Origin of the sequence: Micromonospora sp. NPDC051141, assembly GCF_044455765.1 — a bacterium.
GTDB lineage: Bacteria > Actinomycetota > Actinomycetes > Mycobacteriales > Micromonosporaceae > Micromonospora.
The window spans coordinates 19,275-32,147 of record NZ_JBITFD010000018.1 but is presented as its reverse complement, the minus strand read 5'-3'; the positions used below and the strand labels follow the sequence as shown (position 1 = coordinate 32,147).

Sequence of the window (12,873 nt, the reverse complement as noted above, 5' to 3'; positions counted from 1 at the left end):
CCACCCGCCCCGCAGGCGGGGAGCGGGAGCGGGTGCGGCAGACTCAGGGCACCCCGCAGACCCCTTCCCAGGAGTGACCAACGCCCATGTCGTTGCTCGCCAGATTCAGTCTTGCCAACCGGGGCCTGATCGCCCTGATCGCGTTGGTGACCGCGGCGTTCGGCGCGTTCGCCGTGCCGTCGCTGAAGCAGCAACTGCTGCCCTCGCTGGAATTCCCGGCGGCGTTCATCGTGGCGCCGTACCCGGGCGCCGCCCCCGAGATCGTCGAGTCCCAGGTCGCCGAGCCGATCGAGAACAGCCTCCAGGGCATCCCGGGGCTGGAGAAGGTCACCTCCACCTCGCGCGAGGGCGCGGCCACCGTCCAGGTGCAGTACGAGTTCGGCACCGACCTGGACGACGTGGTCAACAAGATGGAGACCGCGATCAACCGGGCCCGGCTCCCGGAGGGCGTCGACCCGCAGGTGATCGCCGGTAGCACCGACGACCTGCCCGCGGTGGTGGTCGCCGCGACCGGCGACGGCGACGAGCGGGCGCTGGCCGAGAAGCTGCGCGCCACCGTGGTGCCGGAGCTGGAAGGGCTGGACGGCGTCCGTTCGGTGGACGTCACCGGCGCCCGCGACCAGGTGGTGACGATCACGCCCGACCCGGCGAAGCTGGCCGCCGCCCGGGTGTCCCCGACCGCCATCGCGTCGGCGCTCAGGTCGAACGGCGTGGCGGTGCCGGCCGGCGCGCTGGCCGACGGCGACCGGTCGCTGCCGGTGCAGGTCGGCACGCCGATCCGCACGGTGGACGACCTGCGGGGCATCGTGCTCACCACCGCGCCGGCCGCGCCGGTGCGCCTCGGTGACGTGGCGAGGGTGGAGCAGCAGCTCGCCCCGGCGACGTCGTTCACCCGCACCAACGGCAAGCCGAGCCTGGGCATCGCGGTGACCGCCAGCCCGGACGGCAACGCGGTCGGCATCTCGCACGACATCCGCGACCGGCTGGCCGAGTTGCAGACCGCCTCCGGCGCGGAGCTGACCGTCGTCTTCGACCAGGCCCCGTTCGTCGAGCGGTCCATCGAGAGTCTCACCACCGAGGGCCTGCTCGGCCTGCTGATGGCCGTGGTGGTGATCCTGGTGTTCCTGCTCTCGGTGCGGTCCACCGTGGTCACCGCGGTCTCCATCCCGCTGTCGGTGCTGGTCGCGCTGATCGTGCTCTGGGCCGGCGACTACTCGCTGAACCTGCTCACGCTCGGCGCGTTGACCATCGCGGTCGGCCGGGTGGTGGACGACTCCATCGTGGTGCTGGAGAACATCAAACGGCACCTGGAGTACGGCGAGGAGAAACGCGACGCGATCCTGGCCGCGGTCCGCGAGGTGGCCGGCGCGGTCACCGCCTCCACGCTGACCACGGTCGCCGTCTTCGCGCCGATCGCCCTGGTCGGCGGCTTCGTCGGGCAGCTCTTCGCGCCGTTCGCGATCACCGTGACGGTGGCCCTGCTCGCCTCGCTGCTGGTGTCGCTGACCGTGATCCCGGTGCTGGCGTACTGGTTCCTCCGGCCGCGCCGCGGCGCGGACGACGAGGCCGCCCGCCGCGCCGCCGAGGAGAAGGAGCTGCGCAGCCCGCTCCAGCGGGCGTACCTGCCGGTGATCGGCTTCGCCACCCGGTCGCGGAAGAGCCGGTGGGCCACCGTGGCGCTCGGCCTGCTGGTGCTGCTGGGCACGTTCGGTCTGGCGCAGAAGCTGGAGACCAACTTCCTGGACGACTCCGGCCAGGACACCCTGGCCATCCGGCAGGAGATGCCGGCCGGCACCGGGCTCACCGGCACCGACCGGGCCGCCGCCCGGGTCGAGGAGGTGCTGAAGCGTACGCCGGGCGTGGAGACCTACCAGGTCAGCGCCGGTGGCGGGGACAACCCGTGGGCCGGGGGCGGCGGCAGTGACAGCGCCTCCTGGTCGCTGGCGCTCTCCGACGACACCGACGCCAAGGCGGTGCGGGAGACGCTGCGCAAGGAGTTCGACGCGCTCGGCCCGGAGGTCGGCGAGCTGACCTTCGGCGGCGGGCAGGACGCCTCGGCCAACCAGGTCGAGGTGGTGGTGCAGGCCGCCGACCAGGAGACGCTGACCCGGGCGGCGGAGGAGGTCCGGGCCGCGATGGCCGGCACCTCCGGCGTCGAGGACGTCACCAGCGGCCTGGCCACCCGGGTGCCCCGGGTCGAGGTGACCGTGGACCGGGTCGCCGCGGCCCGCGCCGGTCTCACCGAGGCGGCCGTCGGGCAGCTCGTCGCGCAGACGTACCGGGGGGCGCCGCTGGGTCAGGTCACGCTGGACGGCACGGCGCAGGACGTGGTGCTGAGCAGCGGGGCGAAGCCGCCGCTGAGCGTGGCGGAGCTGCGGGCGCTGCGGGTGGGGCCGGTGACGCTGGACGCGATCGCCGACGTCAACCAGGTCGACGGGCCGCAGCAGGTGACCCGGATCGACGGCGAGCGCAGTGTCTCGGTGACCGGCACGGCCACCGGCTCGAACCTCGGCGCCACCACGTCCGAGCTTCAGAAGAAGCTGGACGCGCTGAACGTGCCGGGTGCCACGTACGTCATCGGCGGGGTGAGCGCCGACCAGGCGGACGCGTTCGCGGACCTCGGCCTGGCGGTGCTGGCCGCCATCGCGATCGTCTTCCTGATCATGGTGGCCACGTTCCGCAGCCTGACCCAGGCGTTGATCCTGCTGATCTCGGTGCCGTTCGCGGCGACCGGCGCGATCGCGCTGCTGCTGGCCACCGGGACGCCGCTGGGCGTGCCGGCGCTGATCGGCGTGCTCATGCTGGTCGGCATCGTGGTGACCAACGCGATCGTGCTGCTCGACCTGATCAACCAGTACCGGGCACAGGGCATGGGTGTCACCGAGGCGGTGGTCGAGGGTGGCCGGCGTCGGCTGCGACCGATTCTGATGACCGCGGTCGCCACCGTGTTCGCGCTGCTGCCGATGGCGTTCGGGCTGACCGGTGAGGGCGGGTTCATCTCGAAGCCGCTGGCGATCGTGGTGATCGGTGGTCTGCTCAGCTCGACGCTGTTGACGCTGGTCCTGGTGCCGACGCTCTACACCATGGTCGAGCGCACCAAGGGCTCGTTCCGGGACCGCCGGGACCGCCGCCGGGGCATGCCGGAGCCGACCGGCCCGACCGGCCCGGCCGAGCCGGTCGAGCGGGCCGAGCCGCCGCCGGTGAACGTGGGCGGCGGGGACGCCCCGACCGAGCCGCCGGCCCGCCCGTCCGGGGCGCTTGTCGACGGCACGGACCAGTTCGAGGTGCTCCGGCTGCCGAAGAGCCGCCGTTCCCCGCTTCCCCCGACCGAGTGAAAGGCGGGGCCCCGCTTATCGCTTTCTGCATAAGCGGGGCCCCCGCCCAACACCTCCCCCCGGTAGGGCCTCGCTGAGCGGTACGCTCGGTGAGCTGGTGCCTACTTTGGGTGCGGGGGCGCGATGGCGGACGGCAGGGGTCGGTGGGGTCGCCGAGCGCTGCTGCGCCGGTCGGCGCTGCTGCTCGGCGGCGCCGCGCTGGGTTCCGCCGCGACGCTGGAGAGCACGTGGGTGGCCGACCGCCGGCTGCCGCTGGCCGGCGGCCCGGCCAGCGCGACGCTCGGCAACCGCCGCCAGGACGTCGGCGGGGGCGGCGTGCAGGTGGTGTGGGGTGTTCGCACCGGTGAGCCGCTGGTGGCGCTGACGTTCGACGACGGGCCACGGCCACAGTGGACGCCGATGGTGCTGGACACGCTGGCCGAGCACCGGGTGCCGGCCACGTTCTTCCTGGTCGGTGAGCGGGCCCGCCGGCACGCCGCGCTGGTGCGCGGCCGGATGGGCGGCCACGAGGTGGGCAACCACAGTTGGGCGCACCAGGACCTGGCCCGGATGGACGCCGCGACGGTCCACGACGACCTGCGCCGCAGCCACGACGCGATCACCGCGGCCACCGGCTCGGCGCCCCGGCTGCTCCGCCCGCCCTGGGGGCACCTGGGCGGGGCGGTGCTGTACGCGGCGGCCCAACTGGACTACCGGCTGGTGCTCTGGACACTCCAGATGGTGGAGAGCGAGTTCCCGCACGACCCGGCCGGGCACGCCCGGCGCATCGTGGCCGACGTGCGGCCCGGCACCATCCTGCTCGGCCACGACGTCGGCGACGAGCGGCGGCTGGTCGCGCTCCGCGGCCTGCCCGACATGATCGCCGGGCTGCGGGCCCGGGGCTACGCGTTCGTGACCGTTTCCGACCTGCTGCGTCGCACCACCGCCCCGGGAGCCGCCCGATAGGGTGCCGGCGTGTCACCCACCCTCTCGGTCCTCGTCCGTAACCGCGACTTCCGCCACCTGTTCCTCGCCGAGCTGGTGGTCTTCGGCGCCGACTGGTTCGTCATGGTGCCGCTGCTCGTGCTGCTGCCGGAGTTGACCGGCAGCGGGATCTGGGGCGCGCTGGTGCTGGCCGTGGACACCGGCACCACCGCCCTGCTGCTCCCGTACGCGGGCACCGTCGCCGACCGGTTCGACCGCCGCAAGGTGATGATGGCGGCCAATGTGGCCGCGTTCGCCGGCATTCTGCTGCTGCTCGGTGTGCGCGGCGCCGGGACCGCCTGGCTGGCGCTGCTGGCCATCGCGGTGGTGGCCGTGGCGAAGGCGTTCTACTCGCCGGCCGCCCAGGCCGCGCTGCCCAACGTGGTCGACCCGGTGGACCTGGCGGCGGCCAACGCGGTCGCCGGCTCGGCCTGGGGGACGATGGCGGTGGTCGGCGCCTCGCTCGGCGGCATCCTGAGCGCCGCCGCCGGCCCGTACGCCTGCTTCTGGGTGGCCGCGGCGGGCCTGGCCGGGGCGGCGGCGCTGGCCGCACTGATCCGGCGGCCCCTCCAGGCGCCCCGGGACCCGGCGGCGGGCGTGCCGCGCCCCTCGGCGGCGATCCGCGAGGCGCTCGGCTACATCGCCCGCCGGCCGCGCGTGCTCGCGCTGGTGACGGTGAAGTCGGCGGTCGGCCTGGGCAACGGCGTGCTGACCGTCTTCCCGCTGCTGGCCGGCGTGTACGGGGTCGGGGCGGTCGGCGCCGGTCTGCTGTTCGCCGCCCGGGGCGCCGGCGCGCTCGTCGGTCCGATCCTGATGCGCCGGGTGCTCAGCAACCGGGCCTGGCTGCTCACCGGCCTGGCGCTGTCCATGTCGACGTACGGCCTGGCCTACCTGGGGGCCTCGGCGGTGTCCTGGTTCCCGCTGGTGCTGGTGCTGGTCTTCCTGGCCCACCTCGGGGGCGGCAGCAACTGGGTGCTGTCCAACTACGCGCTCCAGGGCGAGGTGCCGGACCGGCTGCGCGGCCGGGTCTTCGCCACCGACATGATGCTCGCCACGCTGGCCATCGCGCTCAGCCAGCTGGTGGTGGCGCTGGTGGTGGACCGGGTGGACGAGCGCACCGTGCTGGCCGGCTGCGGCCTGGTCACCGTGGTCTACGCGATCGGCTGGCGGTTCGCCACCCGGCGTCTGTCGCTCACCGACCCGGCGCAGTCGCCGGCCGGTTGACCCGGGAGCGGATGCTGCCGGCCGGCGTGATCCGGTCGTGCCACGGCGGCGAGCGGGCGCGGCGGGACGGGCGGCCCGTCCGGCGGTCCCACGCTGCGGGCGGTCCGCCGCGGTGTCGGTGCCAGGCCCTAGCATGAGCCGGTGCCGACGACTTTCGCCTCCGGTCCGGTCCGGGTCCGGGTGCCCGCGACCAGCGCCAATCTCGGCCCCGGGTTCGATGCGCTCGGGCTGGCCCTCGGCCGGCACGACGACGTGACGGCCGAGGTGACCGGCGGCGGCGTCCGGGTGGTGGTCGCCGGCGAGGGCGCCGGTGAGCTGCCGGCGGACGACCGGCACCTGGTGGTGACCGCCATGCGGGCCGCGTTCGACGTGCTGGGCGCGCAGCCCGCCGGCCTGGCGCTGGAGTGCGTCAACCGGATCCCGCAGGCCCGTGGTCTCGGTTCGTCCTCGGCGGCCATCGTGGCCGGGGTGCTGGCGGCCCGCGCGCTTGTGGTCGACGGCGGGCAGCGGCTGGACGACGCGGCCGCGCTGCGCCTGGCCGCGGAGCTGGAGGGGCATCCGGACAACGTGGCCCCGTGCCTGCTCGGCGGCTTCACGATCGCCTGGACGGAGCCGTCCGGCGCCCGGGCGGTCTCGCTGCCGGTGGCGTCGACCGTCCGGCCCACCGTCTTCGTGCCGGCCGAGCGGGGCCTGACCGCGGCGGCGCGGGCCGCACTGCCGGCCACCGTGCCGCACGCCGACGCCGCGGCCAACGCGGGCCGGGCCGCGCTGCTGGTGCACGCGCTGACCGTCGACCCCGCGCTGCTGCTGCCGGCCACCGTCGACCGCATCCACCAGGAGCAGCGGGCCCCGGGGATGCCGGCCAGCGCCCGGCTGGTCGCCGCGCTGCGTGCGGCGGGTGTGGCTGCCGTGATCAGTGGGGCGGGCCCGACCGTGCTGGCGCTCTCCGACGTGCCGGCGGGCTTCGAGCCGGGAACAGAATGGCGCCGGTGGGAGTTGCCGACAGATGTCAGCGGAGCCCGGGTTTTCCGGGGTACACTTTGACACGCCGAGCGGGACCCTGTTGCCGCAGGTCGGAAGAGTTGATTACCCTCTAGACCGAGCACAGCCGCGAAGCATGCGATCTTCCTGCGGTTCGGCGCACCCCCGAAGCTCTCGGCGGTCAGCCCGTCACCCCTGCCAAGGCCCACGCCGCACCGCAGTTTCCGCAGGTCGCCGCAGACGGCGAGACCTGCTCACCGAGGTTGGTGAGTCGGGAGACCGCCCTGCTGCTGTGTTACAGACTCCCGCGACGCGTCCATGCGAGGCGGGTGCACCGAGGCCGCCCGGCCACCTGGTTCCACGACCCCGGGCAGCCCCGGCCTATCGAGGGAAGGAATCCATTGAGCGACACCACCGACGTGACGTCGGATGTTTCCAACGTCGCTGGCGATGCCACCACCGCCGCCCCCACGCGCCGTCGGCGTAGCGGTACCGGCCTGTCGGCGATGCTGCTGCCGGAGCTCCAGAGCCTGGCCGCGTCGCTCGGCATCTCCGGTACGGCTCGCATGCGCAAGGGCGAGCTGATCAGTGCGATCACCGAGCGGCAGGGCGGCGGCGCCGCCGGTACCCCTCGACCGCGGGCCGAGGTTGCAGCCGCGGCGGCTCCCGCACGCGAGGAGGTGCACGCCGAGGTCCGTGAGGAGCGGGCCGAGGCCGGGCGTCGTCCCGCCGAGCAGGCGCCGACCGCCGAGGCGACCGAGGGCCGCACCCGTGGCCGTCGTACCCGGGCCGCCACCGCGGCCACCGAGGCGCGTCCGGCCGAGGCACCCGCCGCGGAGGCGCCCGCCGAGATCGGCGAGCGGGCCGAGCGCGGTGCCGAGCGGGCCGATGGCGGCGACGAGCGTGCCGAAGGCCGGGGCCGCGACCGGGGCGAGCGTGCCGAGCGGGGCGAGCGCAACGACCGGGGCGAGCGTGCCGAGCGGGGTGAGCGTGCCGAGCGGGGCGACCGCAACGATCGGGGCGAGCGTGCCGAGCGGGGCGAGCGCAACGACCGGAGTGACCGCAACGAGCGTGCCGACCGGGGTGAGCGTGCCGAGCGGGGCGACCGCAACGACCGGGCTGACCGCAACGATCGGGGCGACCGCAACGACCGGGGCGACCGCAACGACCGGGGTGAGCGTGCCGACCGGGGTGACCGCAACGACCGGGGTGACCGCAACGACCGGGGGCAGCGCGCCGAGCGGGACAACCGCGACAACGACGACGACGACGAGAGCGGCGGCCGGCGGGGCCGGCGCAGCCGGTTCCGGGACCGTCGGCGTGGCCGCGGCGAGCGGGGCGAGAACGGCGACGGCGGTGCCGTCCGCGAGCCGCAGGTCGGCGAGGACGACGTGCTCGTCCCGGTGGCCGGCATCATCGACGTGCTCGACAACTACGCCTTCGTCCGGACCACCGGCTACCTGGCCGGCCCGAACGACGTGTACGTCTCGATGTCCCAGATCAAGAAGTACGGCCTGCGCCGCGGTGACGCCATCACCGGCGCGGTGCGGGCGGCCCGGGACGGCGAGCAGCGGCGCGACAAGTACAACCCGCTGGTCCGGCTGGACACCATCAACGGCATGGAGCCGGACGAGGCGAAGCGCCGGCCGGAGTTCTACAAGCTCACCCCGCTCTACCCGCAGGAGCGGCTGCGGCTGGAGACCGAGCCGCACATCCTGACCACCCGGGTCATCGACCTGGTCATGCCGATCGGCAAGGGTCAGCGGGCGCTCATCCAGTCACCGCCCAAGGCGGGCAAGACGATGGTGCTCCAGGCGATCGCGAATGCGATCACCCGCAACAACCCGGAGTGCCACCTGATGGTGGTGCTGGTGGACGAGCGGCCCGAAGAGGTCACCGACATGCAGCGGTCGATCAAGGGCGAGGTCATCGCGGCCACGTTCGACCGTCCGCCGCAGGACCACACCACGGTGGCCGAGCTGGCGATCGAGCGGGCGAAGCGCCTGGTGGAGCTGGGGCACGACGTGGTCGTGCTGCTCGACTCGGTGACCCGGCTGGGTCGGTCGTACAACCTGGCGGCGCCGGCCAGCGGCCGGATCATGTCGGGTGGTATCGACTCCACCGCGCTCTACCCGCCGAAGCGCTTCCTCGGCGCGGCCCGCAACATCGAGAACGGCGGCTCGCTGACCATCATCGCCACGGCGCTGGTGGAGACCGGTTCCATGGCGGACACGGTCATCTTCGAGGAGTTCAAGGGCACCGGCAACGCCGAGCTGAAGCTGGACCGGAAGATCGCCGACAAGCGCGTCTTCCCGGCGATCGACATCAACCCCACCGGTACGCGCAAGGAGGAGGTCCTGCTCGCGCCGGAGGAGTTGGCCATCATCCACAAGCTCCGCAAGGTGCTGCACTCGCTGGACTCGCAGGCCGCGCTCGACCTGCTGCTGGACCGGCTCAAGCAGTCCCGCACCAACATCGAGTTCCTGATGCAGATCGCGAAGTCCACTCCGGGCGAGTGACCTGACGGACCGACGACGAGGGGCACGGCCACCGGCCGTGCCCCTCGTTCGCGTTCGCGACACCCGGGCCGGCTGAAGTTTTTCTACGGTTCAGCCGTGAGGTATTGAAACTTCTGTTCAGAGTCGGGTTGACTGTCGTCCATGCGACTGCGCAGTCGATCCATCCGTTCCGCCGGCGTCCTGCTGCTGACGCCGCTGCTCACCCTCGCCGCGCCGATGCCGTCGGCCGCGGCGGCCACCCCGCCGACCACGGCGATCCCGACCACGGCGACCCCGACGGGCACCGCGGCCGAGGACGCGCCGGCGGCCTCCTCCCGACCCGAGTCGGCGGTCACGCTGGCCGCGGTGGAACCCGCCGGTGGCCTGGAGACCGCGAAGACCACCCGGCCGGTCGCGCCCGGTCTCGACCTGACCTCCTTCGACAGGTACGACGCCGCCGGCTGGCTGCGGGCCGACGCGCTCACCGCCGACCTGTCCGGCGGGCTGACCGTGGACTACGTCAACTCCGGCGCGGTCACCCGGGACGAGCCGCTGCGGGCGGCGGTGGACCGGTCCCGCGCCGTGGCGGCCGTCAACGGCGACTTCTTCGACATCAACAACTCCGGTGCCGCCCAGGGCGTGGGCATCCGCTCCGGCGAGCTGGTGCAGTCGCCGGTCGCCGGGCACCCCAACGCGGTCGGGATCAGCGCCGGCGGCATCGGCCGGGTGGTCGAGGTCGGCTTCGAGGGCACCGCCGCGCTGCCCGCCGGACCGGTGCCGCTGACCCAGTTCAACAACATGGTGCAGCGCGACGGTGTGGGCGTGTTCACGCCGCTCTGGGGCGCGTACGCCCGGCAGCGTGCGGTGGACGGCGCGGCGCGGGTGGTCGAGGTGACGGTGACCGGCGGGCGGGTGGCCACGGTCGCCACCACGGCGGGGGAGGGGCCGATCCCGGCCGGCAGCACGGTGCTGCTCGGCCGGGAGGCCGGGGCGGACGCGCTCGCCGCGTTGCGTCCCGGCGACGCGGTGGACCTGTCCTGGCGTCCGCGCGCCTCCGACGGTGGCGACCTGCGCGCCGCGGTGGGCGGCGGGAACGTGCTGGTCCGGGACGGCGTGGTGCAGAGCATCGCCGACCAGTCGCTGGCCCCGCGTACGTCGGTCGGGTTCTCCGCCGACGGACGTCGGATGATCATGCTGACGGTGGACGGCCGGCAGGTGGACAGCCGCGGCGTCACCCAGACCGAGATGGGCCGGATGATGGTCGAGCTGGGCGCCGCGAACGCGCTCAACCTCGACGGCGGCGGCTCCTCCACGCTGCTGGCCCGGGAGCCCGGCGCGGCGGCGGTCCAGGTGGAGAACAGCCCCTCCGACGGCAGCGAGCGGCCGGTGCCGAACGGGCTGGCCGTCTACGCGCCGAAGGGCAGCGGCCGGCTCACCGGGTACTGGCTGGAGACCGCGAGCGACCCGACCGCCGCGCCGGGCGTCGCCCCGGTCCGGGGCGGTCGGCCGGACCGGGTCTTCCCGGGCCTCACCCGCCGGCTCACCGCCGCCGGTCACGACGAGACGTACGGGCCGGCGGCCGGCGAGCCGCGCTGGCGCGCCACCCACGGCCGGGTGGACGGCGACGGCATCTTCCGGGCCGGCAGCCCCGGCCGGAGCACCGTCACCGCCACCCGCGGCCGGGCCCGGGGCACGCTCGACCTGACCGTGCTCGGCCCGCTGGCGCGGATCGACGCCACCGTCGACCGGGTCGGCCTCGACGGGGCCGGCGACACCGGCCTGTTCGGCGTGGTCGGCTACGACGCCGAGGGCAACACCGCGCCGATCGAGCCGGCCGACCTGACGCTGGAGTACGACCACGACCTGCTCTCCGTCACCCCCACCGCCGACGGCAACCTGTCCGTGACGGCGCTCGGCGGGTCCGGCTCGGCGCTGGTCACCGCCCGCGTCGGCGGGGACCGCACGGTGCTGCCGGTGACGGTCGGGCTGACCGACGTGCCGGTGGCCGGCTTCGACGACGCCGCGTCCTGGCGGTTCAGCCAGGCCCGGGCCGCCGGCGCGGTCGCCCCGGCGGACGGGCACACCGGCGCCGGCCTGAAGATGTCGTACGACTTCAGCCAGTCCACCGGCACCCGGGCCGCGTACGCCGACCCGCCGGCCTGGATCGACGTGCCCGGCCAGCCGCAGGCGTTCGGTATGTGGATCAAGGCGAACGGCGCCGGCGAGTGGCCGAGCCTGCACCTGCACGACGCCCAGGACACCCAGTTCGTGCTGCGCGGCCCGTACCTGGACTGGACCGGCTGGAAGTACGTCGAGTTCGCGGTGCCGCCCGGCGTGCAGTACCCGGTGCGGGTGCGCCGGTTCTACGTGGCCGAGACCGACCCGGCGAAGCAGTACCGCAGCGAGGTGGTGATCGACGACCTGGTGGCCCGGGTGCCGCCGGACGTGCAGGCGCCCGCGGAGCCGAACCGCACCGACCGGGTGGTGCTGCGCGACGGCACCGTCGACGGCGCGCCCTGGCGCTTCGCGGTGCTCTCCGACGCCCAGTTCGTCGCCGCCGACCCGGACAGCGAGCTGGTCGCCCAGGCCCGCCGTACGCTGCGCGAGGTCCGCGCCGCCCGGCCGGACTTCCTGATCATCGACGGCGACTTCGTGGACACCGCGTACCCGGCGGACTTCGCGCTGGCCAAGCGGATCCTCGACGAGGAGCTGGGCGGCGAGGTGCCCTACCACTACGTGCCGGGCAACCACGAGATCATGGGCGCCCCGATCGACAACTTCCGCAGCGTGTTCGGGGACACGAAGCGTGTCTTCGACCACCGGGGCACCCGGTTCCTCACCCTGAGCACGGCCAGCGGCTCGCTGCGCGGGGGCGGCTTCGACCAGGTGGAGCTGCTGCGCCGGACGCTTGACGAGGCGGCTGCCGACCGCGCCGTCGGCTCGGTGGCGGTGCTGTTCCACCACCCGCCGCGGGACCCGGGCCCGGTCAAGGCCAGCCAGCTCGGGGACCGGAAGGAGGCCGCGCTCGTCGAGCAGTGGCTGGCCGACTTCCAGCACCGCACCGGCAAGGGCGCGGTGATGGTCAACGGACACGTCGGCACGTTCCACGCCGACCGGGTGGACGGCGTCCCGTACGTCATCAACGGGAACGCGGGCAAGGACCCGTCCACCCCGGCCGGGCAGGGCGGTTTCACCGGCTGGACCGAGTTCGGGGTGGACCCGGTCTCCGCGCGGGAGGCGGAGCGGGCCCGCCGCGACCCGCTCGCCGAGGGGCCGGAGTGGGTGACCGCGGAGACGCACGCCCACGTCGACCGGCTCGTGCTGGACGCGCCGGCCCAGGTGCGCCTCGGCGCCCCCGCGGCCGTCGTCGCCACGCTCACCCAGCCCGGCGGCCGGCAGGTGCCGGTGGGGCCGCCGGTGAGCGCCGACTGGGCGGGCTCGCCCAACCTGCACGTCGGCGACGCGACCGGGGTACGCCCGTGGCACGTGGCCCGGTTCGACCCGTCGACCGGTCAGCTCACCGCGCTGCGTGCCGGCGCACGGATCCTGCTCACGGTCACCGTCAACGGCGTCCGCGCCGAGGCCACGGTGACCACCACCGCGGCGGCGCAGGCGCGCCCCGCCGCGTAGGTCCCCCGGCCGGGCTCCTCGTCCTGGGGGAGGAGCCCGGCCGGCGGGGCGCGCGCATGCCCCGGCGGTGGGCGGGAATGCGGGGAGGTGGCCGGGCGTTGTGGCGGGCGGACCTGCTGTGCCGGCCGGCCGACGCCCATGGCACACTGGTCAATCGGCCACCGGTTCCGGTTCACGCCCGAGCCCGTCACCACGACGGGGCACACCGACGGCGACCCGGCGACCACCCACGAAAGGACCGA

Annotated in this window: 6 protein-coding genes; all 6 read left to right on the top strand. The window is 74.5% G+C overall.

Annotation, left to right across the window (positions count from 1 at the left end; all coding sequences use genetic code 11):
- Window positions 1-86: 86 nt before the first annotated feature.
- The 6 genes from ACIA6B_RS27965 (at window position 87) to ACIA6B_RS27940 (ending at window position 12,631) form a co-directional block, all read left to right on the top strand.
- Complete coding sequence (locus ACIA6B_RS27965) at window positions 87-3,335, top strand: efflux RND transporter permease subunit (RefSeq protein WP_396777810.1); 3,249 nt, start codon at window positions 87-89, stop codon at window positions 3,333-3,335.
- A gap of 123 nt (window positions 3,336-3,458) precedes the next feature.
- The gene (locus ACIA6B_RS27960; protein ID WP_396777808.1) at window positions 3,459-4,280 is read left to right on the top strand and encodes a polysaccharide deacetylase family protein; all 822 of its coding nucleotides are present in this window, start codon (window positions 3,459-3,461) and stop codon (window positions 4,278-4,280) included.
- A 9-nt stretch (window positions 4,281-4,289) separates the two neighbouring features.
- The gene (locus ACIA6B_RS27955; RefSeq protein WP_396777806.1) at window positions 4,290-5,522 is read left to right on the top strand and encodes an MFS transporter; all 1,233 of its coding nucleotides are present in this window, start codon (window positions 4,290-4,292) and stop codon (window positions 5,520-5,522) included.
- A 141-nt stretch (window positions 5,523-5,663) separates the two neighbouring features.
- Window positions 5,664-6,566, top strand: a complete 903-nt coding sequence (thrB, locus tag ACIA6B_RS27950) for a homoserine kinase (RefSeq protein ID WP_396777804.1) — start codon at window positions 5,664-5,666, stop codon at window positions 6,564-6,566.
- 338 nt (window positions 6,567-6,904) lie between these two features.
- On the top strand, window positions 6,905-9,022 hold the full coding sequence (gene rho / locus ACIA6B_RS27945; RefSeq protein ID WP_396777802.1) for a transcription termination factor Rho: 2,118 nt from the start codon (window positions 6,905-6,907) through the stop codon (window positions 9,020-9,022).
- A gap of 141 nt (window positions 9,023-9,163) precedes the next feature.
- Window positions 9,164-12,631, top strand: coding sequence for a phosphodiester glycosidase family protein (locus ACIA6B_RS27940; protein ID WP_396777800.1), 3,468 nt, complete (start codon window positions 9,164-9,166; stop codon window positions 12,629-12,631).
- The last annotated feature ends 242 nt before the right edge of the window (window positions 12,632-12,873 follow it).

Coding starts and splice junctions, on each gene's coding strand:
- ACIA6B_RS27965 (WP_396777810.1), top strand. CDS start 87: ATGTCGTTGCTCGCCAGATTCAGTCTTGCCAACCGGGGCCTGATCGCC.
- ACIA6B_RS27960 (WP_396777808.1), top strand. CDS start 3,459: ATGGCGGACGGCAGGGGTCGGTGGGGTCGCCGAGCGCTGCTGCGCCGG.
- ACIA6B_RS27940 (WP_396777800.1), top strand. CDS start 9,164: ATGCGACTGCGCAGTCGATCCATCCGTTCCGCCGGCGTCCTGCTGCTG.